Consider the following 22,541-nt stretch of genomic DNA (forward strand, 5'->3'; position numbering starts at 1 on the left):
TCATGGCAGTGCTTATTACCCGTCCCGACCAACGGGGCGAACAATTGGCCGACATGCTGAATAAAGCCGGTATCGCAGCGATTCACTTACCGCTGTTTACTATTGAACCCGGTGCCGAGCTGAACGATTTGCCGAATAAAATCAATCAATTAAAAAGCGGCGACTATGTTTTTGCCGTATCCCGGCATGCGGTGGATTATGCCGCCGCCACTTTAAAACACACCGGCTTTCATTGGCGCAGCGATTTACATTACTTTACTGTCGGTCAGCGAACTGCCGCATACTTTGCCGGTCAAAGCGAACAGTGCGTGGCTTATCCCCTCGTTCAGGAAAGCAGCGAGGGCTTGCTGGCGCTGCCGGCAATGAGCGATCTGAGCGGAAAATCCATCCTGATTTTACGCGGTAACGGCGGCCGGGAATTTTTCGCCGAGCAGGCCGGCATACGCGGTGCCGAAGTCAGCGGCGTGGCATGTTATCAACGCATGCCGATCGCTTATCATCATGCGGAGCAAACCAGTTTGTGCAAACGCGCCGGCGTCAATACGATTGTCGCCACCAGTATGGATATTTTAACCGCACTGATGGATTTTGTGCCTGAAAACGAACATAATTGGCTGACCGGCTGCCGGCTGATTACGGTCAGCCGCAGAATCGCGCAGTTTGCCGAGCAAGCCGGTTGGAAAAATGTCATCATATCGCCGCGGGCGGATAACCAGACGTTATTACACACTTTATTGCAATCAAATTAATTGCATTTCATTTTCAATAATCATTAAGGAATAGGACATGGCTGAAAAGAACGCAACCACTTCTGAAAACAATGAAGTCACGAAATCGCAAGCCGCCGAGACGAATAACGGAAAACATGCGCAAACGGAGAAAGGAAACCGGGAATCCGACACGGCGATGAAACAAACCCCGAAAACCGAGAACAAAGCCAAAAGCGACAAGGCGCCGGCTGATAACGCGCCGCACCGTCCTCATGACACCGTGGTAGTGAAAAAAGGCGGTAGCGGCTTAGCGCTGCTGGCCATTCTCATTGCGTTAGGGCTGGGCGGCGCCGGATATTATTTCGGTCAGCAACAGGTCGCCGAATTTCAGCAAAAACTGACCGCACTTGAGAACGCAGTACATACCAACGCCGCCGCGCACTCACCGGCCTCACAGGATGCCGGCGAGCTTGAGCAACAACGCGCGCAGCTGGCCAAACTGACCGATTCCGCCCAGTCTGCCGACGGCAAACTTGCCCAGCTGGAAAAAGAGCTGTCCATCAAAACTCAGGCCATTGACGCACTACAAACCCAAATCAATCGGCTGAATTCGGAAACCAAAGCGGAACAGCCGAATGACTGGCTGTTATCGGAAGCGGATTTTCTGCTCAACAACGCCTTAAGAAAACTGGTGCTGGATAACGATGTAGATACGACGGTTTCCTTACTGAAAGTCGCCGACGAAACCTTAGAGAAAGTCTCCGATCCTCATGTGATGACCGTACGCGCCGCAATTAACAGCGATCTGAAACAATTATTGTCGCTGAACAACGTGGATCAGAACACCATTATGCAGCGCTTGTCCCAGCTGGCCAACAGCGTCGATGAACTGACCGTGCTGAACGTTAATTTTGACGATCCGAACGGCAGCGATCAACTGAGCGATTCATGGGCCGATTGGAAAGAAAATGCCGAAAAAAGTGCGGCCTCTTTTCTGAATCATTTTATCCGCATTACGCCGAGAAATACCGATGCCAAAGCGCTGCTTGCGCCGAATCAGGACATTTATCTGCGCGAAAATATCCGCCTGCGGCTGCAACTTGCCATTATGGCGGTGCCGCGTCAGCAAAACGGCTTGTACAAACAATCGCTGGAAACCGTGGCCTCTTGGGTCAGAAGTTATTTTGACACCAATACCGAGATCGCTCAGAATTTCTTAAAAGAAATCGACGAACTGGCGGAACAATCCATTTATGTGGACGTACCAAATCAGCTGAACAGTCTGAACGTACTGGACAAATTGCTGAATAAACAGCCGCAGGAAATCCAGAAAATTGAAATCTCGGCCGACAAAGCGCTGACCGAGCAGAATGCCGACGCGGCGAAAGACGAAAAAGCGGAAAATGCCGAAGCGCAGGATGAAACACACCGCGTACCGGCAGCGCCGGCCGCCCCCGAAGAACAAACACAACAGTAGAGGAAATAGACCATGTTCAGAACACTATTTTTAATGCTGGTGTTGCTTGCCGGCTTAATCGCAGGCCCTTATTTATCGGGCAAACAGGGTTACGTTCTTATTGAAACGACATCTTATAATATCGAAATGTCCATCACCACGCTGGTAGTCTTTTTTGTGCTGGCCATGGCGATCATCTATGGTATTGAATGGATTGTCACCCGTTTTTTCCGCTTAAGCAGCGACACTTACGGCTGGTTCTCGCGCCGGAAACGGGTGAAAGCGCAAAAACAGACCCTTGAAGGTTTGATGCGGATGAACGAAGGCGATTATTCCAAAGCGGAAAAACTGATCGGCAAAAACGCCAAACATTCCGATGAGCCGGTGCTGAACTTTATTAAAGCCGCCGAAGCCGCCCAGCAGCGCGGTGACGAATTCAGCGCTAACGGCTATCTGATTCAGGCCACGGAGCTTGCCGGCACAGACAATCTACTGGTCGAAATTGCCCGTACCCGTATTTTATTGCAGCAGAATAAACTGCCCGCCGCCCGCAGTTCCATAGACAGCCTGCTGGTTATGACCCAGCGCAACAAAGAAGTGCTGAAACTGGCGGTGGAGATCTATCAAAAATCCAATGCGTTTCAGGCGCTGGCTAACATTCTGGATCAAGTTGAAAACGCAGCGCTTTATACCGCCGCCGATTTTACCGCATTACAGCATCAGGTCGAAGACGGTCTAATGGATGAAAAAATGAACGAAGAAGGGGTCGACGGCCTGCTGGCATGGTGGGAAGCGCAACCGCGCAAACGCCGCAATGATCTGTATGTGAAAGTCGGTTTAGTCCGCCGCCTGATCGACTGCAACGACCACGAAAGCGCTTATGAGCTGGCGATCGAGGCATTCAAAAAATCGGAAGCCGTGCCGGCGCTGAACCAAGAACTTTGCCGGCAAATTGCCCGCCTACAGCCGACGGATAACAGCAAATTGCTTAAACTGGTGGCAAAACGTGCGCGTCAGGCCAACGACAGCCAATGCTGCTGTCTTAACCGCACACTCGGGTATTTGCACGTTCGCAACGGCGATTTTGCCAACGCCGCCGACGCATTCAAGCAAGTGCTTGCCTGTGCAGATCACCTCGAACCGAATGACATCACAATGGCAGCTTATGTCTTCGAGCAACACGGCGATGCCGATCTGGCGCGCAAAATACGCGAAGACAGCCTGAAATCGGCCATGGATCTCAAAATCGCGCCGGCCGACGACAATCTGAAAACGGAACAAAAACCGACCGCACTTTTAGCCCAAAAATAACCGGTTTTTGGCCTATCAATAATCTCCACTATCTGCGCCTTGGTCTGACTAAACACAGCCCAAGGCGCAGAACCTTATGCCGTGTACTTCCCCGCCCAATGAGTTTGTTAAACATGCTCATATCAATAAACACAACCGCTAAACCGCCCGCCGAGTATGTTGACTGACAATTAAAAATACCGAAGCGGCATAATCACTCCGCCTCGTTTTGCCAGTATAACGATGCTATCAAAACAAAATAATGGCTAAAACAGATAGCTGAAACGCTAAAGCATAAAGCACACCGAATCAAAACAGAATATATAACTAGGCAAATTATAAAAATTAGATAATACATCTAATATAACTCAATAACACAGGATAAAAGAACAAAATATAGTCAAAATCTTATTTTATATAAAAAAATAAAACAGATCAGACCACTATTAACTCATTGATTTTATTTAACATACCTATTCTAAAACACTTGTCTCACACAACAGATATTGAAACTTATTTTCCGAAATGTAAAATGCGCGCACTGCATATATCATATATGCATAAAAACAATAAAACTTATAACTTTTAGGAGACAAATATGAAAAAATTAACCACAAATAAAACACTGGCACTTGCCTTATTAATTGGTTTGACATCAAGCTATGCGGTAGCGGATGTGACTGATGATCTGGATGAGATTGAACAACTTGAACAAAAAGTTCAACAAAATACAAAATCGATTGATAAAAATCAAAAAGACATTACAGCAAATAAAAAAGCCATTTCGAAGTAAGAAAGCGATATCAAAGCTTTAGAAAAAAAGACTACAACATATGAAAATCAAGTCCTTTCTTTTGGTCAGAGACTAGGTAGTCTAGAGTTAAAAGCACAAACAAATGAAGAAAATATTGATAAAGTTCAAGAAACAGCAGATGTAGCAAAAGATATGGCTCAAAAAAATGCTCAGCAACTTACTGATATGGCTAATAAAAATAAACAATATGAAAAATCGTTGACTCTGGCTCACCAAGCATTAGACCAAAATCGCGATCAAATTGATTCACTGAAAAAAAGCCGTGCACAACATGATAAAGATATCATTAAAAATAAAGAATCCATTGAGAAACTACAAAAATCACTTGAAAATAACGGCAGTACAAATAAGAACTTACAAGATGCCATAACAGAACACCAAAAGCAGCTTGAGGCACATCAAGGGGATATTGGAGCATTAAATGGCATAACTCAAAGTAATCAGATTAATATTGGAACAAACAAATCGCATATTGAAGAAAATAAAAAAGATATCGCAGCAAATAAAACCGCTATTGACAAAAATAAAGCCGGCATCGCAGCAAACAAAACCGCTATTGACAAAAATAAAGCTGACATCGCAGCAAATAAAACCGATATTGACAAAAATAAAGCTGACATCGCAGCAAACAAAGCCGCTATTGCACAGAATAAATCTGACATTGCGACAAACAAAACCGCTATAGCGCAGAATAAATCTGACATTGCGACAAACAAAACCGCTATTGCACAGAATAAAACTGACATTAAGGCAAATAAAACCGCTATAGCACAGAATAAAACTGACATTGCGGCAAACAAAACCGCTATTGCACAGAATAAAACTGACATTGCGACAAACAAAACCGCTATTGCACAGAATAAAACTGACATTGCGACAAACAAAACCGCTATAGCACAGAATAAAACTGACATTGCGACAAACAAAACCGCTATTGCGCAGAATAAATCTGACATCGCGACAAACAAAACCGCTATTGCGCAAAATAAAACTGACATCGCAACAAATAAAACCGGTATTGCGCAGAATAAATCTGATATTGCAGCAAATAAAGCGACGCTCAAAAAGCACGAAACCGCAATTGTGAACAATCATAACAATATCGCGGAAAACCGCCAAAATATTGCGACCAATAAAATGCGTATTGATGAATTGTATAAATTCAACAACAACTTAAAAACCAGCGTAACGCAAAATACCGCGCGCATCGGCAATCTGGAAGGTCGGGTTGATCGGCTGGAGAAGAAAATGCAGCGTTCTTTTGCCGCACAATCCGCATTAACCGGTTTATTCCAGCCGTATAACGTCGGTAAATTTAATCTGAGCGCGGCAGTCGGCGGTTATAATTCGGAAACAGCGTTCGCCATTGGTACGGGTTACCGCTTTAACCAGAATGTCGCCGCCAAAGCGGGAATTGCAATGACCCCGAGCAGCAGTAGCATCAGCTATAATGCCGGCGTCAACTTTGAATGGTAATTTGCCAATAAAACGCGGTGTGTACCGATTATCAGATCGGTCAAACACCGCATATTAAAACGTCTCCTGCTAATCTCAATATCAACATCCTATGTTAAAAAAGCCCTGAACGGGCTTTTTTTATTAGGCGGTAACGGCATTTTGCCGGAAAATATCGGCCGGCGGTTTAATATTTAATAATAGGAATGTTCGCCGCGTTGATGTTCGGTAACGTCTTTGGCGCCCTTTAATTCACCCGGGAACAGGCTGATTAACTGTTTTTCAACCCCGTCTTTGAGTGTGACATCCACCATTGAACAGCCGTTGCAGCCGCCGCCGAACTGTAAAATGGCATTGCCGTCGTCGGTAATTTCAATCAAGGTAATATGCCCGCCGTGCCCGGCCAGCTGCGGGTTGATTTGGGTCTGAATCACATATTCCACCCGCTCAATTAACGGCGCATCGTCCGCCACTTTACGCATTTTGGCATTCGGCGCTTTCAGAGTTAACTGCGAACCGAGTTCTTCCGTCACATAATCGATTTCGGCATCTTCCAGAAACGGCAAACTGATTTCATCCACAAAGGCGGAAAACGTTTCGTATTTCATTTCGGTATCGCTGGCTTCCACCGAGTTCGGCGGGCAGTAAGACACGCCGCATTCCGCGCCCGGCGTACCCGGATTTACCACAAAAATACGGATATTAGTGCCTTCTTCCTGTTGATCAAGCAATTTGCGAAAATGCGCTTGCGCCGCGTCGGAGATAATAATCTGTTGCATAAATCGTTCCTATCAATACTTGAGCTATATTGTCGGGAATGATACTCCCTGACGAACTTTTTTTCCACCTTTTCTTTTCAGGCTCTGGCCAATCCCCAAACCTGAATATGTTGGACACCGGCGTAACGCAAGGCTTTGGCGATTTCATTTAAAGTCGAACCGGTGGTGATCACATCATCCACCAGCGCAACGGATTGATAACCTGCGGTGATGATTTTATCGCTTACCTGAAACGCCTGTTGCAGATTGTTGCGCCGCGCCTTCGCCGTCAGTCCCCGTTGGGTCGGCGTATGTTTAACACGGCGGAGCAAATCGTTGCGTGCGGCAATGTTCAGCCATTTGGCCAACTGTACAGCCAATAAATCCGCCTGATTATAACCCCGCAGCCACTGGCGCCAATGATGCAGCGGCACCGGCAAAATCACCTCCGGCAGCGAAAGCCCGTGATAGCGCCGCGCATCATACAACGCGAGCAGCAACAAGCGGGCTAAAGTGCGATCCAGCCAGAACTGGCGGTTAAATTTAAAGCGATGAATCAGCGTCGATAACGGTTCGGCATACCGCCCCGCAATCACCATGCGATCCCAGGCTGGTTCGTCACGCAGACAATGTCCGCAGCGCAGCGGATAATTGCCCACCGCCGCACCGCAACCGCCGCAATAGGAAACACGGCGAATCAATCGGTTACACCGGCTGCACAGTCCGTGCGTCGCCACCGCCAGCCTGCGCTGACAGTGCACGCAACACAATCCGAATAAATTCATGGCAATTTTCCACCGCACTTTTTAGTTCTTCACCGTACAGCGTAAAGCAAATTGCTTTTTTCACTATTTTTGACATTTAGTTTCGCGATCCGGATCGCAATAATGCTAAAATCAGCGCCGAAAATTCGTAATCATAAAGGTGTTACATGACGATTCCCAATTACCGCGACCAAATCAAACTGGTTTTTTTTGATATCGACGAAACCCTGTTCGTCAAAAACAAAAATCATCTTCCCGCCAGTGTCCTGCCCGCAATTCAAAAACTGCACGCCAACGGCATTCTGGTCGGCATTGCCACCGGGCGGGCGCGCTGTAGTTTTCCGGACAAACTGAACCGAGTTATCGAAGCGCAAGGGGTCGAATTATTCGTTACCATGAACGGGCAGGCGGTCACTTATCAAAATCAGGTTATCGAACGACATCCCATTGCAACGGACAAAATCCAGACTTTAGTGGATTTCTTTGATGCGCATCGGATCGATTATGCCTTTGTCAGCAATGAGCAAATCTGCGTGTCCGCCATTACGCCGGTATTGCGCGCCGCGTTGGATGCGGTGACGCTGGATTACCGTGTGGACAAAGCCTATTTTAAACGACACGATGTCTATCAAATACTGCCGTTTTACGACCAAAGCAAGGATCAATTGATCGCCGATGCGCAGATTTTAAACGGTTTGAAAACCGTGCGCTGGCATGAGCATTCGGTGGATATTTTTGACCAACACGGCTCGAAAGCGCGAGGCATTGCCGCGGCGGTGCGTCATTTGGGATTGAGCATGCACAATGTGATGGCGTTCGGCGACGGATTAAATGATCTGGAAATGCTTGGCGCGGTGGGGGTGGGCGTCGCGATGGGCAACGCCCATGAGGCACTTAAACGCATCGCCACACATATTACCGATCATATCGAGCAGGACGGTGTGTACCGTTTTCTGCAACAGGCGGGATTAATTGATTAACGCCGGCAGATTGCGCGCTTTCGCCGCTTAAAGGTGCTAATATTTCAAATAAAAATCCTTAATCAGCGCGATAAATTCCGCCCGATAGCGGTGATGTTCATCATAAACGGTTAACCGGCTTTGTCGCATCGATCGCGCCTGTTTGGCGAATGTCAGCAGCAAACGCTGCGGCGGTTTGCCCGCTTTGGTCACTACCTCACAACGGTGAACGCAATAAAGTGCGGTGCGTTTGCGCAGCGTTTCGCCGGCGTCAAAGGGCAAAATAAAATGAATGGTACCCGTCTCGCTCAAACAATCCGCCGCCAGATTCAGCCAATCCTCATGACCTTGTTCAAGCAGATAACGCGCCCGGCTGCGCGACTCGGAGCGGCAGTCGGAACCCGCGTTGAAATAAGGCGGATTAGCCGTAATCCGATCAAATTTTTCACCGCACTTAGCGGCAAATTCGGCAATATCCTGATGATATAAGGTAATGTTATCCGCCCAAGGCGAGCGGCGCACATTTTCTTCCGCCTGCAAAAAGGCATCGCGGTCGATTTCCACCGCGCTGATACGGCCATGCCCGGCGGTTCGCTGTGCCAGCATCAGTGCGATTAATCCCGTGCCGGTACCCAGATCCAACAGTGTTTTCGCCCCCGTAACATCCGCCCAGGCGCCGAGCAATACCCCGTCGGTGCCCACTTTCATCGCACAGCGATCATGATTAATATGAAACTGTTTAAAGGTAAAACCGTTATTGACCGCCGCCATAAACTTCCCCAAAATAGACCGCACATCCGGCGGTAAAGTGCGGTATAATCTGCCGCAATTTTAGCGTAATAGTACCAAGAAATATGACAACAGCACAATTTGAAGATTTTGATCTCGCCCCCGAATTATTAAAAGCCGTGCGCCAAAAAGGTTACACCCGGCCGACCGCCATTCAGGCACAAACCATTCCGGCGGCGATGGAAGAACGCGACGTACTGGGCTCTGCGCCTACCGGCACCGGCAAAACGGCCGCATTTTTGCTGCCCGCCCTACAGCATCTACTGGATTACCCGCGCCGCAAACCCGGTGCGCCGCGAGTTCTGATTCTGACGCCGACCCGCGAACTGGCAATGCAGGTTGCTGCGCAGGCCGAGGCGCTGGCCGGCTTTACCCATTTCAGCATCGCCACCGTCACCGGCGGCGTGGCCTATCATAATCACGGTGAAATTTTTAATAAAAATCAGGATATTGTGGTCGCCACACCGGGGCGCTTGCTGCAATACATTAAAGAAGAGAATTTCGATTGCCGCGCGGTGGAAATCTTAATTTTCGATGAGGCGGATCGCATGCTGCAAATGGGATTCGGTCAGGATGCGGAAAACATCGCCGCCGAAACCCGCTGGCGCAAGCAGACGCTACTTTTTTCCGCCACGCTGGAAGGCGACGTATTAACGGATTTCGCCGCCCGTTTACTCAACGATCCGGTACTGATTGATGCCGAACCGAGCCGGCGTGAACGCAAAAAAATTCAGCAATGGTATTATCATGCCGACAGCAACGAACACAAAATTAAGCTGCTCGCCCGTTTTATCGAGCAGGAACAGGTCAGCCGCGGCATTGTTTTCGTCCGCCGCCGCGAAGATGTGCGCGAACTGTCGGAAATTCTGCGTAAACGCGGTATCCGCAGCACCTATCTGGAAGGCGAAATGGCGCAAACCCAGCGCAACAACGCCATTGATAAACTGAAAACCGACCTTGTCACGGTGCTTGTCGCCACCGATGTCGCCGCACGCGGTATTGATATCGACGATATCAGCCACGTTATGAACTTTGATTTACCCTACAGCGCCGATACCTACCTGCACCGCATCGGCCGCACCGCCCGCGCCGGCAAAAAAGGCACCGCCGTCTCTTTTGTGGAAGCCCATGATTATAAACTGTTGGGCAAAATCAAACGTTACACCCAAGAATTGCTGAAACCGCGCATCATCGACGGACTGGCCCCGCGTACCAAAGCCCCGAAAGACGGCGAAATCAAAACCGTCAGCAAAAAACAAAAGGCCCGGCTTAAAGAAAAACAGGCGGAAAAGAAAAAAACGGAACAAAAGAAAAAAGTCAAACTACGGCATAAAGCCAGTAAAAATATCGGTAAGCGGCGTAAGCCGAGCCTGAGCGAACACCAGCTAATAGGTCAACCCGACGAATAAGTCAGGTTTCTGAGGACGGAAACACCTGTGCGGTGATATTCGACAACTGTGTCTTTATAATATGATCGAGCACAGGGTTTTCGTCTTTTTAACCGGTTATAAAATAGAAAAAACATTTCATTTTGAAAACTTCCAAAAAATAAAATCCTACTAATACCCGTGTAATGTGCTGTTCACTAACTGTCCAATCAAAATAATTTCCCCGCAAAAGTTTGATCTCTGTAACAAAACGAAATAAAACAATTTGAATTAGAATTTTTTGAAATATATATTCTAAATATAAACCTGATTATGGTTTTGCCGACGTTGTATTTAACAACGAATGAATATCAGTTCATATAAGGAATTTCTATGCTTGCTTTTATCTCATTTGTAGGATTTACCGCACTGGTTGCGATTCTCGCGTGGTGGTACACCCGACGCGACGATTTAACGAACTCCGAAGGTTATTATTTAGCCGGGCGCTCGTTAACCGCTGTATTCATTGCCGGTTCAATGATGCTGACCAATTTGTCCACCGAACATTTGGTCGGTCTGAACGGTCTGGCTTATCGTCAGGGCTTTATTGTAATGGCATGGGAAGTTATCGCCGCCATTACCATTGCCATTTTTGCTATGTATTTCCTACCGAAATATCTAAAACTCGGCATCGCCACTATCCCGGAATTTCTGGAAAAACGCTTTGATAAGGGAACCTTATTAATTACTTCGCTGTTATTTCTCGGCTGCTATGTGATTTCCTTATTGCCTATCGTGCTTTATACCGGTGCGCTGGCGCTGGAAAGTCTTTTTCAGGTGTCAAACGTTTTCGGCGTAGATAAAACCACCGCACTTTGGATTATGGTATGGGGAGTGGGTATCCTGGGCTCAATTTATGCGATTTTCGGCGGGCTGAAGGCCGTTGCGGTCTCCGATACCATTAACGGTGTAGGGCTACTGGTCGGCGGTATTCTGGTTACTGTGCTGGGTCTGGCTTATGTCGGTGACGGTAACGCCTGGGTCGGTTTAAAAGAAGTCTATCACGCCAATCCGGATCATTTTAATTCCATCGGTGATGAAAACTCTGTCGTACCGTTCTCCACGCTGTTTACCGGTATGATCATTTCTAATTTGTTCTTCTGGTGTACCAACCAATCGATTATTCAACGCGCATTAGGCGCTAAAAATCTGAAAGAAGGGCAAAAAGGCGTATTATTGTGCGCATTTCTGAAATTATTAGGCCCGCTGCTGATTATTCTGCCGGGGATTATCGCTTTCCATATTTTTCAGGGCAAACTGGATATCCCGGATCAGGCTTACCCGGATTTGGTACATCTGGTGTTACCTGATGCGTTAGTCGGTTTTTTTGCCGCTGTCGTCGTCGGCGCCGTACTCTCTACGTTTAACAGCGCGCTAAATTCTTCGGTCACGCTGTTTTCCCGCAATGTGTATAAAGTACAGATTAACCCTAATGCCAGTGATATCCGTCTGGTTAATGTCGGTAAAGTCGTCGGTATTATTCTGGCTGTCGTGTCCATGATTGTTGCACCGTTGGTTGCCAATGCGCCGGACGGGTTGTATTTCTTAATTCAGGAGTTGCAGGGAATTTTCAATGCGCCGATTCTAAGCGTCGTCGTAGTTGGTCTGCTGACCAAACGCGTTCCGCCTATTGCCGCCAAATTCGGCTTAATTTTCGGCATGGTGGCTTATATCGTATGTTCGTTTATCATTAAAGTGGACATTCATTTCTTCCATTTAATTGCGATACTATTCGTTATTAATGTGGTGGTTATGCTGATTATCGGCCGCCTCAAACCGATGGAAACGCCGTACCGGGAAGAATACACCAAACAGGTGGATATTCAGCCTTGGGCTTATGCCAAAGCGGTATCGTTGGTTGTCACGTTCCTGTCCGTTTCAATGTATATTTTTATGGCGCATCATGTCCCGTCCATCATATGGATCGGCTACTACTGCTTCGGTGCGGCAACCGTGCTTTATTTCCTGTATGTGTTCGTGCAGCAAAAAAACCGCCGGCTCCAATAAAACCAACACGCGGTAAGGCAATCTGTCTTACCGCGCGCATAGATTTATTCCATGCCGAATCCGATATAATGATTAGCTAGCAGGATCGGCGATACACTTCACCCAATGATTTATGCTGTTTGCCAAACAGTTTTTCCAACTGCGCCAGAAATAATTCGCCGGCGGCCACCGCATCAATCAACGCATTATGGCTGATATATTCCGGCAAATTATAACTTTGCCGCAACGCAGAAAGCTGATAATTGGTTTGTGCAGGATAACGCAATGAACGCTCTATTTTCAGCGTATCCAGCCATAATAACGGAAAACACCGCACGCCGTACCGGCTGGCCAGATAATGCTGCACAAAACGTCTTTCAATTGCACAACCATGGGCAATAATAATTCTGCCCTGCATACGTCGCAGCAGCTCATGCATCACCTCATCCAGACTTTCAACCCCGTACAGCATCTGCGGCACAATATGATTGACAATCGCCGTATCTTCTTTCACTTGCGCTTGAGCGACAAACTGGTGCCAAGCACGGGAAAGATCCAGCGTCAGATTATCAATAGGCACCGCCGCAACACTCAGAATATTGTCCATCATGGAATTCAGTCCGGTGGTTTCAAAATCAATCACCAGATAAGAAAGTGCGGTCAAATCCGCGTCAGTTTCCGGATAGGGTTGTCGGAACAATTCAATCCACTGAGCGGGATAATGGGCGTTCGGCAGCCCGGCAAAAAAAGACTGACGTTGTTTTTCCAACCGGTTTAACGGGTGAAAACGCCGGCAGAAGCGGCTGATTAGTCCGCCGTTCATCGAATGATTCCCCGTTGAGAAAAACGGATGTCCGCCGCCTCCTGAAACTGAGCGATTAAACGGAAGGCGTCTTTCAGATGATTACGTTCAAACGCATTTAATTCACGCGGATCAATATGATTATGCACCGCCTGTCGATTTTGTAACGCATGCCACTGATATTTAAAACGCATATTACAGACGCAACCATAAGCACCGAGCGCATTATCCATGGTCTGCTGATTAATTAATCCCCGTTGCTGACAATGAATGAAGCGCTGCTCGGTACTCATCGTCTCGCTGATTCCCGCCGCCAGCGCATAAATCCGCCCTAAATCCACCAATAAACTAATCGCCCGTTTTTTCAGATTCAGCTTATTCTTATGCTTGCCTTCTTTGGTCAGCACAAAATTTCTGAAAATACTGAGCGGCGGTCGAACGCGAATACTGTTTGCCACCAAGTAAGCCAGAAACCGTTTGTTCTCAGCGACTAAACCGGTAAAGTGCTGTTGCAGTTCATTTACCAGCGCGACATCGCCATAAATACCGCGCATATCCATCAGTACCGACGCATTCAACAGACTTTCAGATTCCGGGTTAAGCACCCACTGCGAAAAACAGCTTTTCCATTGCGCGAGTGACTGACACCAACGCGGATTTGACGCCATATAACCGCCCGAACAATGCGCATAACCGCACTGATTTAATCCGTCATTAACAAAGCGGGCGAGCCGGGCAAAATAATGCCGTTCATCGGCATTTAATTCCCGCGCCACGATTAACGCATTATCCTGATCAGACAGAAGATGCATTTCATAACGCGCCTGTGAACCGGCGACAACCCAGGCATATGCGCAGGGCGCCGGCCCCAAACAATGTTCCGCCATCATCAGCAGCTTGCGGTTAAAGGCATCGGCAATTAATGTCATCACTTGCATAATATCGTTATCGCGCGTACCGCTTTCCATCAGCGCACCGAACAAGTCTTTCTGCTGCGCGGCAATATCTGTCAGCAACGATAATTTGTTAGCCTGAAAAATATGATTAATCATAAAAACCGATTGAATGCTGTTATATTTCACCAAATCCGTTGCCGTTAAAATGCTGCGGATTTGGCCGTCAACCATGACCGGCAGGCTGCGGATATTATGCTGCATCATCATGGACACCGCATTCAGCACCAATTCGTTACCGTTAATCAACGGCGGATCCGGGGTCATAATCTGCGTTACCGGCGTATTCACATCAAGCCCGCGGGCGACCACTTTTTTCGTCATATCGCGGTCGGTAATAATACCGACCAGCTGCTTCCCGTGCATAATTAACGCTGAAGAACGGCGTTGTTCGCACATCTTCTGCGCAGCTTGCCGTATCGTGGCATGATATTCGATCTGTGCGATTTTCGGATTTGCCACATCGGCAACCCGTTTGATAAAAATATCGTTCTGGTTTTTCAGCAACTTGTTCTGTGCAATATGATGCAAACGCGTTCCCGGATCGGTGGAAAAATAAGCGGCGTATTCGGGATATTCCGTCAATATGTCATTCAATAAACGAAAAGAGACCTGATAAATCAAACTGTTTTCCAAGGCATACGCTTTATATCGGTCTTGTTCTCGGCTGTCGAAAATACCGAAACCGAAACTGTCGCCACTTTCCAGTTTTGCCCGCAGCTGTCCCGACAGCCGGCCGGATTGATGAATCTGTTCCACGGCACCGGTACGCACAATATATAAATATTCATTTTCCGACCGCACTTCACCGACGATAATATCGCCTTTAGGGATATAACGAATGGTGATATTTTTTGCGATCCGTTTAATCAATGCCGGCGGAAGATGATTAAACGGCGGGACCTGAGCAATAAATAATTCAATGTTGGGAATGAGAGAGTCATCCATTTCTTACACCTGAACATTCGATAGAATAAGGGTTAAGTATAACCGATAGCAAAAAGCCACCAAAGCGGTCACTCAGGTGGCTTTCGCAACATGCGGTTACGTTAATTAATTCTTCCGATTTTTCCATAACCGGATCAACCGCGCATAGCGTGCCGATACGGCGGCAATCAGCTGTTGATCATCCAGCTTACCCGCTAACCAGTCAAAGGAAGGCTGGCCGAAAATCGTGCGGCCGACAGCAAACCCTTTCACCAACGGCGCATCGGCAGACGCTTTAAACACCGCCTCAAACTGCGCTTCCGGTGCATCCAGTCCCAGAATCAGAATACCGCGACAATGTTTATCATTGGCTTCGATCACCGCACTGATATCACGCCAGGTCCCGGCACTGACGCCCGGCAATTTCCACCAGTCCGGCTTAATGCCGATAGCATAAAAATGCGTCAGCATCGTCGTATAATAATGCTCGTGCTGCGTCATATCCGACGGCAAAATAATTTCCACCAGCAGTTCATGCCCGGTACGACAGCAGGTTTCATACACTTCTTTTAATTTGGCGTCCTGTTCCGCTTTCAGCGCAGCACTATCCTCCGGATGATAAAACACCAGGCATTTCACCACATGTTCCGCCGGCCAACTGATAAGCTGACTGCCAAGATCGCCATGTTCCAAACGTAACGGACGGGAAGACGGCAATTCAATCGGACGACCGATCCACCATTTTTTACCGGTAATTTCATTCAATGCCGCCTGACCGAAAGTCGTATCCGCCAGAATACCGGCATGGCCATGATAAATGCCCTCGTTTTTCGCCGTTTGCTCTGCCGCCTGTAACAATAATGTCTTCAGTTTTGGGATTCGTTTCAAATCCGCACCGCACTTTTCAGCCATATCCACCAATTGTTTACGGTGGTCAAAGGCGAAAATACATAAGTCATCCCATTGCGTTTTACGGGTCGTCACACGGTGTAAATGATTCAGCTTGTCATCTAAGTCCGGACGCGGTACGGATTCCGCACGCGACAAATAATCGTCCAGTTCTTCTTTGGTCGGCATTGCCGGCGCACAACCATGACGGGAAACGACCAGCGCCCCGCAGGCATTGGCATAACGGCAGCATTGTTCCCAGCTTTCACCGTTGATATAACCGCGCAGCAGCCCGGACATGAACGCATCGCCGGCACCCAGCACATTCAGCACCTCAACCCGGACACCGTAAACGTTAATACCGCCGTCAATATCGTCCGGAATATCGCCTTCAAACACCGAACAGCCCAAAGCTCCGCGCTTGCATACCAAGGTTGCGGCGCTGACCTTACGCACATTTTTAAGCGCGGTTAAAGTATCGGTCGAACCGCCGGCGATGTGGAATTCCTCTTCCGTGCCGACCAGTACATCGAAATGATGCAGCACTTCCTGTAAAGAGGCCGTGACTGCGGCGGAATCAATAAACCGCGTTTCGCCGTCGCCTAATGAGGTCAGCCCCCACAACACCGGACGATAATCAATATCCAACAAACGTTTGGTACCGTTGCGCCCCGCATATTCCAGTGCGGTTAAAACCGCACGACGGGTTTTCGGATGCGATAAATGGGTACCCGTAATTGATAATGCCTTTGCCGACGCAATATATTCTTCACTGAAGTCTTCCGCCGTAATGGCCATATCCGCGCAGTTATCACGATAAAATATCAGCGGAAAAGTTTCCTGATCTTTAATGCCTAAAATAACCAAGGCAGTAAGACGTTCTTTATCTGTAATCAAATGACTGGTATCGACACCGACGCGCTGCAATTCCTCACGCAAAAAACGCCCCATATGTTCGTCACCCACCCGCGCCAGCATAGACGATTTCACGCCCTGAACAGCCGTACCGTAGGCTACATTGCCGGAAGAGCCGCCGAGATATTTGGCGAAAGAACTGACATCCTCCAGACGGGAACCGATTTGTTGCGCATATAAATCCACTGCCACCCGTCCAAGACAAATTAAATCAAGTGTTTTTTCAATAGTTTCCATTCTGAGTTTCCTTAGTGACGAACCATCACATCAACGAACATGATAAATTATCACAAATTGAAACATATATTTCAAAAATGTCAATTATCAAAATTTATATTTAAGACATAGATCACAAACCTCGAGTTACTTCCCCATGTCAATCGGCTGAACACGTTCAACTCAAGCCGTATATAAATGAAATTTATTTTTCATAACACGCTCAACCAAAGAGAAGAAAGAAGAAAATTGTTTATTTTTTATAAAATCACTACCAAAACGACCTTTTTTCCAGCATAATTTAAACGACGAAAAGCTATTAAATGCGATTAAATAAGGTAAAAAATGCAAGAAAATTCACAATTAGTTAATTTGCAAAACGAAATTCGTTCCCGCTATGACGGCTTGAGCAAACGTTTAAAACAGGTCGCGCAATATATACTGGATAATAATAACAGTGTGGTATTCGATACCGTCGCCACCATTTCCGAACGCGCAGGTGTGCCGCCTTCAACATTAATCCGTTTCGCTAACGCATTCGGTTTCAGCGGATTTAATGAAATGAAACAAATATTCCGCGAAAATCTTATGGAAGAAACGGTAAGCTATACAGAAAGACTGCAGGTATTCCGTCAGCTTGAACCGGAGCAAGGCGGGCAGGAAAGCCCAAGTGATATTCTGAATATTTTTGCCCAGGCCAATGGTCACGCGTTGCAACAGCTCGCCAATCAAACCTCACCGGAACAATTGCAAAGTGCGGTGGAAATTTTAAACGATGCGCAGAATATCTTTATTATCGGTTTAAAACGCTCTTTCAGCGTAGCCTGTTATCTTGATTACGCCTTGCATCATCTCGATTGCCGCTCTTTTGTGATTAACGGTCTGGGGGGCATGTTTGATGAGCAGCTCAATCAAGTGAAAGACGGGGATGTGGTGGTTGCCATCAGTTTCTCGCCTTATGCGAAAGAAACGCTTGAAATTATGCACACCAGCTCGCAAAAAGGCATTAAACAGATTGCCATTACCGACAGCCAGATTAGTCCGCTTATTACCTTCAGCGATGTGTCTTTCGTGATCAAAGAAGCACAGGCTCACGGCTTCCGTTCGCAATGCGCCGCCATGACATTAGTGCAAACGCTCGCCATCGCACTGGCGCTGAAAAAAGAGCAACAGAACAACGGATAATCCGAATTATATATAACGTCAATATACTGAAAGTGCGGTGAATTTCACCGCACTTTTTTGGTCTTTAATCTTTTTCCAATCAGAATTTATCCGCATACTGCCGGGTGTTAATCCATTGATGATCCTCTTCCCAGGTAAAGCGCCATTTACGCACCGGTCCGGCCATCACATTAAGATAATAATTATCATAGCCGGCAATGGTGGCCACCGGATGATACCCTTTCGGCACCTGAACCACATCGCCGTCATAAACCGGCATACATTCGTCCAGCGAGCGATCATCGGTATAAACACGCTGTAAACAGAACCCCTGCGGCGGATCAAAACGATGATAGTAGGTTTCCTCCAGATAAGTTTCCGTTTCGCTGTTTTTCTGATCGTGCTTATGGCTGGGATAAGAACTGGTATTGCCCTCGTCGGTAAAAACCTCTACCACCAATAACGCATCTGCCGTTTCGGTTTCCGGCAGAATATTATGTACCAGCCGTTTATTATGTCCAACCCCCCGTTGCTCTACTCCCACCTGCTCCGGCGTAATCAAGCGTACCGGCAGATTACCGTTGCTCGGTGCGCGGCATACCGCCAGTTCCAGATAAGTTTCAGCGTTAATTTTCGCAAGCTGATGATGAGGCACATAAACGGAATAAGGCGGAATGCGTTCGAACGGCGTCGTCCGGTTACCAATATGCTCAAATGTGTTTGTGCCCACCGTAATTGTCGCCTTGCCCGCAATTAATACGAAACATGTTTCCGTCTGTTCTGTAGCGAAATCCAGCGTCTGCCCAGCCTGCAGATGAAACATTTCAAAACCGACATATTCCCATCCCGCACTTTCCGGCGTGATTTTCTGCACTTGTCCGTTCGGTGCCGGATGATGCTTTGCTGATTTAGACAATAAGTAACTCACACTAACCTCCTTTGGTTGATATTTCTCGTTAAAATCATACCGCACTTCTTAAATTTAGCTATAACAAATTGTTTAAAATCGAACCTATATCACAAAATAATTAATTCATTAACATTATAATTCGATATAAAATTTTCATTTTCAGTTGCCCATAAAAATCAAAATCTTTTATTAAGGAGATATGCGATGGATGTCGATATTCAACAGCGTTATTTATTTGCCCGTCAACTGGTACAAAAAGTAGGCGGTATCGCACTGGATTTCTATTTAAACCGACATAAATTGGAAATCGAATGTAAAAAAGGCGAATCGCAGGATTTGGTCAGTATTGCCGATAAAAGCGTGGAAAATGAAATTAAATCGGCACTGAAGCAACATTTCCCGCAAGACGGCTTTTTAGGCGAGGAATCCGGCGCCGACAGTTTGGAACGGGAATTTTGCTGGGTAGTGGATCCGATTGACGGTACCAGCTCGTTTTTGTACGGCTTACATGCTTGGTGTATTTCGATCGCAGTGTTGCGCAATAAAGAAGTGATTGCCGGCGTCGTGTTCGATCCGTTACATAACGAGCTTTTTCATGCCGCATTGGGTTGCGGCGCTTTTCTCAACGAGCAGCCGATTCAAACCTCAGGCGCTATTTCTGTAAAAGAAGGATTGACCGGAGTCGGTATGTCACACCGTATTCAACCCGATACGTTTATTCCGCTGTTACAACGGCTTTTATCGGATGGTGGTATGTTTATCCGTAACGGCTCTGGTGCGTTAATGCTGTCTTATGTCGCCGCAGGGCGCTTGATCGGCTACTTTGAACCGCATATTAATGCGTGGGATACATTAGCGGGAATTATGTTAATTAAGGAGGCAGGAGGCGTTACTAATAATTTTTTAGCAAATGACGGATTATTAAAAGGTAATTATATTTTAGCCGGTTGTACGGCAGAAGTTTTTAAACAGCTGAGTAGTATTAGAAATTCTTTTTAACTAAGGAGTTTTATATGAAAAAATTTTTACAACAATATGGATTTACACCAGCTTCATTTTTTCAACTTATTCTTATTACAGTAAATGCACAGTTAATTTATGCATTTTGGGATATTCGTAATAGTGTTCCCGGAGGGTTTCCAGCCGCTTTGGGAGTGACGGATCAACAAGCCGGCTATCTTTATTCTATGCAAGGGCTCGTAATTATTTTAGGAACCGTTGCTTTGGGATGGGTTGGAGATCGTTTTTCAATTCGTTCTATTATGTTGTTAGCAACAATCGGCGTTGGTGGAATATCTCTGTTTCTCACGCTTTCATCTCCGGGGCTTAGTATGCCGGTATTATTAGTCTGTTTCTTTTCTATGCTCTTTTTCAGTGAGGTATTATTTAAGCCGGCTAATTTTAAAGCATTAAGAATTTCAACGACGGCAAAACATCAGGGGATGGTGTTTGGTTTATTTGAGTTCGGACGTGGTCTGTTAGCCTTTCTCATTTCATTGTTATGGACAGTAATGTTGTATTACAAGGCTGGTCCAAAAACCATGATGATGACCAGCTGTATCATCGTGATTATTACCGGTATTGCAGTTTTCTTCATTGTTCCTAAGGATCAAAAAGTCGGTGATGAAGATACGCAAGTACATACTACAAAAGAGGCAATTAAAGGTGTTGCTCATGTTGCTAGATTACCGGTGGTTTGGCTTGCGGGGATTAATGTTTTTTGTATTTATGGTGCGTTTGTTGCCGCCGGTACATACTTTGCCCGTTTTTTGCAAGGCGGATACGGAACCAGTGCCGTTGCTGCGGCAGTTTTTGCTACAGTAGTTATCGCATTACGTATGTTGCCTTTAGTCTCTTCGTTCTTAGTGGAAAAAGTTTTTGAATCCAGTGCTCATTTTATGCGTACTATGCAAATTATCTTAGTCGTTATTCTCACTATAATCGGAGGAATTTTCTTCACTAATCACCCTGACGTTTCTTTATATACTGATGGTTATCTCCCTGATCAAGCTCCTACAGATCTAATTTCTCCCGGAATGTTTTGGACATTGGTTGCGTTAATGTTGTTAGCGTCAGCATGTATTTTTATGATTAGGGGTGTATATTATGCGCCGATAGGTGAATTAGGCGTGACTAAAAAACATTCTTCTGCCGCTATGTCTTTCGCAATCACTATTGGTTATATTCCGGCATTGTTGGCACCGATTGTTTTAGGAGGGTTAGTTAAATCACCGGATAAAGACGCTACAGGTCAAATAATCAGATCTTATCTCACAGATACACAAATACTGGGAACTGCATTTTTAGGATTAGCGGTTTTAGCTTTAGTTTCAGTGTTTATGTCCCATACTTTAATTAAACTTAAACAACGTCAACAAGTGAAAAATAATGGTACGCGGGCATAGGTGTTAATTGTATGAATAATCAAAATATAGTGGGCAATCAATGGATTGCCCAATGCAATCCGGAAGCCAGTATTACTACACTGCTTATTCCGGGAACACATGATACCATGACTTCGGATTGTAATGATCGATATTATCGCACACAAGCATTGTCTTTAGTTGAACAATTACAAATCGGAGTACGTTTTTTGGATATCCGTTTACGTAAAGAAATGGTTGCGGCTCATCGGGAATGGATCAGTGATATTCAAGCCGAACAAATTTTTGAAACGTGTGGAGAATTTTTATATCGTAATCCGACTGAATTCATTTTAATGCGAATTCAAAATGCGAATGAAAATAAAGATGATTTTGCAGAATATGGAGAAGCATTAATAAGTAAAGTATTAAAATATAAAAATGTTTTTTATCAATGGAATGAGGTTGAAACAGACGAACAAGGTAATCCTTATTGGCCTACTATCAGGCAGGCTGCCGGAAGAGTTATGCCGTTAGAATGCTCACCTCCTCACATGCAGTTAAACAAATATAATCAAAAAATATGGGCTGTAAATTGGCATAGTAATCAGAATATTCTGTTACAAGATTTGTGGGATGGTCCCAGTTTAGATGATAAGTGCTATGCCATAAATAAATTAATTAATGATAGTGAACAAATAAAAAACAATGTACTTATTTTAAATCATATTAGTGCGACTAACGGTGAGTTAGGATTTCCTGATATCTACGCTCAATACTTAAACGGATATACTAATCAGATTTGGAAACAGACGAAAAAAAGTAGTATCAAAGGAGTGCAAATTTATGATTTTATTGATTCAACGACATGCCAAAATATACTGAAATTGAATTTTTAAGTGTAGAAATAATTTTTTGCCCTTTTGAAATCAAACCCAGATCACAAAAATGAAATAAATATTTCATTTTTTAAATAAATGAATTGAAATACACAA

19 protein-coding genes are annotated in these 22,541 nt (G+C 45.9%); 12 read left to right on the forward strand and 7 right to left on the reverse strand.

From position 1 onward, the window contains the following. The first annotated feature begins 2 nt into the window (after nucleotides 1–2). From ACESOH_RS02495 to ACESOH_RS02515, 5 genes are all read left to right on the forward strand, one after another. On the forward strand, nucleotides 3–749 hold the full coding sequence (locus ACESOH_RS02495; RefSeq protein WP_373099454.1) for a uroporphyrinogen-III synthase: 747 nt from the start codon (nucleotides 3–5) through the stop codon (nucleotides 747–749). Nucleotides 750–786: 37 nt separating this feature from the next. Then, nucleotides 787–2,187, forward strand: coding sequence for a uroporphyrinogen-III C-methyltransferase (locus ACESOH_RS02500; RefSeq protein ID WP_373099456.1), 1,401 nt, complete (start codon nucleotides 787–789; stop codon nucleotides 2,185–2,187). 12 nt (nucleotides 2,188–2,199) lie between these two features. Continuing rightward, nucleotides 2,200–3,477: a heme biosynthesis HemY N-terminal domain-containing protein gene (locus tag ACESOH_RS02505; RefSeq protein ID WP_373099457.1), complete on the forward strand. Its 1,278-nt coding sequence runs from the start codon at nucleotides 2,200–2,202 to the stop codon at nucleotides 3,475–3,477. A 577-nt stretch (nucleotides 3,478–4,054) separates the two neighbouring features. After that, nucleotides 4,055–4,249, forward strand: coding sequence for a hypothetical protein (locus ACESOH_RS02510; RefSeq protein WP_373099459.1), 195 nt, complete (start codon nucleotides 4,055–4,057; stop codon nucleotides 4,247–4,249). Nucleotides 4,250–4,402: 153 nt separating this feature from the next. Next, nucleotides 4,403–5,746, forward strand: a complete 1,344-nt coding sequence (locus ACESOH_RS02515; RefSeq protein WP_373099461.1) for a YadA-like family protein — start codon at nucleotides 4,403–4,405, stop codon at nucleotides 5,744–5,746. A 173-nt stretch (nucleotides 5,747–5,919) separates the two neighbouring features. Here the strand turns inward: ACESOH_RS02515 and nfuA are convergent, their stop codons facing one another. Both nfuA and ACESOH_RS02525 read right to left on the reverse strand, forming a co-directional pair. Then, complete coding sequence (nfuA, locus tag ACESOH_RS02520) at nucleotides 5,920–6,504, reverse strand: Fe-S biogenesis protein NfuA (RefSeq protein ID WP_032093061.1); 585 nt, start codon at nucleotides 6,502–6,504, stop codon at nucleotides 5,920–5,922. 77 nt (nucleotides 6,505–6,581) lie between these two features. Next, nucleotides 6,582–7,268 (reverse strand): amidophosphoribosyltransferase, encoded by a 687-nt coding sequence (locus ACESOH_RS02525; protein ID WP_373099463.1) that lies wholly within the window; start codon nucleotides 7,266–7,268, stop codon nucleotides 6,582–6,584. 146 nt (nucleotides 7,269–7,414) lie between these two features. Here ACESOH_RS02525 and ACESOH_RS02530 point away from each other — a divergent pair, with 146 nt between their 5' ends. Continuing rightward, complete coding sequence (locus tag ACESOH_RS02530; protein WP_373099464.1) at nucleotides 7,415–8,227, forward strand: Cof-type HAD-IIB family hydrolase; 813 nt, start codon at nucleotides 7,415–7,417, stop codon at nucleotides 8,225–8,227. Nucleotides 8,228–8,263: 36 nt separating this feature from the next. Here the strand turns inward: ACESOH_RS02530 and ACESOH_RS02535 are convergent, their stop codons facing one another. Continuing rightward, nucleotides 8,264–8,977, reverse strand: a complete 714-nt coding sequence (locus tag ACESOH_RS02535) for a tRNA1(Val) (adenine(37)-N6)-methyltransferase (protein ID WP_373099873.1) — start codon at nucleotides 8,975–8,977, stop codon at nucleotides 8,264–8,266. Between the two features lie 83 nt (nucleotides 8,978–9,060). Between ACESOH_RS02535 and srmB the strand changes: the two genes are divergently transcribed. Continuing rightward, nucleotides 9,061–10,404: an ATP-dependent RNA helicase SrmB gene (gene srmB / locus ACESOH_RS02540; protein WP_373099466.1), complete on the forward strand. Its 1,344-nt coding sequence runs from the start codon at nucleotides 9,061–9,063 to the stop codon at nucleotides 10,402–10,404. 351 nt (nucleotides 10,405–10,755) lie between these two features. Further along, complete coding sequence (locus ACESOH_RS02545) at nucleotides 10,756–12,429, forward strand: solute:sodium symporter family transporter (RefSeq protein WP_373099468.1); 1,674 nt, start codon at nucleotides 10,756–10,758, stop codon at nucleotides 12,427–12,429. A gap of 76 nt (nucleotides 12,430–12,505) precedes the next feature. On the opposite strand, the gene ACESOH_RS02550 is transcribed toward ACESOH_RS02545, so the two are convergent. The 3 genes from ACESOH_RS02550 to ACESOH_RS02560 form a co-directional block, all read right to left on the reverse strand. Further along, nucleotides 12,506–13,231 carry a 3'-5' exonuclease gene (locus ACESOH_RS02550; protein WP_373099470.1) on the reverse strand — a complete coding sequence of 242 codons (726 nt, stop codon included), beginning with the start codon at nucleotides 13,229–13,231 and terminating at the stop codon, nucleotides 12,506–12,508. Continuing rightward, nucleotides 13,228–15,111 carry a DUF294 nucleotidyltransferase-like domain-containing protein gene (locus tag ACESOH_RS02555; protein ID WP_373099471.1) on the reverse strand — a complete coding sequence of 628 codons (1,884 nt, stop codon included), beginning with the start codon at nucleotides 15,109–15,111 and terminating at the stop codon, nucleotides 13,228–13,230. Before ACESOH_RS02555 ends, ACESOH_RS02550 begins: the two co-directional genes overlap by 4 nt. A 105-nt stretch (nucleotides 15,112–15,216) precedes the next feature. Beyond that, the gene (locus ACESOH_RS02560; protein WP_373099473.1) at nucleotides 15,217–17,130 is read right to left on the reverse strand and encodes a bifunctional 5-dehydro-2-deoxygluconokinase/5-dehydro-2-deoxyphosphogluconate aldolase; all 1,914 of its coding nucleotides are present in this window, start codon (nucleotides 17,128–17,130) and stop codon (nucleotides 15,217–15,219) included. A 324-nt stretch (nucleotides 17,131–17,454) separates the two neighbouring features. Between ACESOH_RS02560 and ACESOH_RS02565 the strand changes: the two genes are divergently transcribed. After that, on the forward strand, nucleotides 17,455–18,294 hold the full coding sequence (locus ACESOH_RS02565; RefSeq protein WP_373099474.1) for a MurR/RpiR family transcriptional regulator: 840 nt from the start codon (nucleotides 17,455–17,457) through the stop codon (nucleotides 18,292–18,294). A gap of 79 nt (nucleotides 18,295–18,373) precedes the next feature. Here ACESOH_RS02565 and iolB read toward each other — a convergent pair whose 3' ends face one another. Then, nucleotides 18,374–19,201, reverse strand: a complete 828-nt coding sequence (gene iolB / locus ACESOH_RS02570; protein ID WP_373099476.1) for a 5-deoxy-glucuronate isomerase — start codon at nucleotides 19,199–19,201, stop codon at nucleotides 18,374–18,376. 186 nt (nucleotides 19,202–19,387) lie between these two features. On the opposite strand from iolB, the gene ACESOH_RS02575 reads away from it, so the two are divergent. From ACESOH_RS02575 to ACESOH_RS02585, 3 genes are read left to right on the forward strand one after another with little or no spacing between them, the layout of a single operon-like run. Then, nucleotides 19,388–20,182, forward strand: coding sequence for an inositol monophosphatase family protein (locus ACESOH_RS02575; protein ID WP_373099478.1), 795 nt, complete (start codon nucleotides 19,388–19,390; stop codon nucleotides 20,180–20,182). Nucleotides 20,183–20,196: 14 nt separating this feature from the next. Further along, the gene (locus ACESOH_RS02580) at nucleotides 20,197–21,588 is read left to right on the forward strand and encodes an MFS transporter (protein WP_373099479.1); all 1,392 of its coding nucleotides are present in this window, start codon (nucleotides 20,197–20,199) and stop codon (nucleotides 21,586–21,588) included. An 11-nt stretch (nucleotides 21,589–21,599) separates the two neighbouring features. Continuing rightward, the gene (locus tag ACESOH_RS02585; RefSeq protein ID WP_373099481.1) at nucleotides 21,600–22,445 is read left to right on the forward strand and encodes a phosphoinositide-specific phospholipase C-related protein; all 846 of its coding nucleotides are present in this window, start codon (nucleotides 21,600–21,602) and stop codon (nucleotides 22,443–22,445) included. Nucleotides 22,446–22,541 lie beyond the last annotated feature (96 nt).

The organism is Necropsobacter rosorum (assembly GCF_964241405.1).
GTDB classification, from domain to species: Bacteria; Pseudomonadota; Gammaproteobacteria; order Enterobacterales; family Pasteurellaceae; genus Necropsobacter; species Necropsobacter rosorum.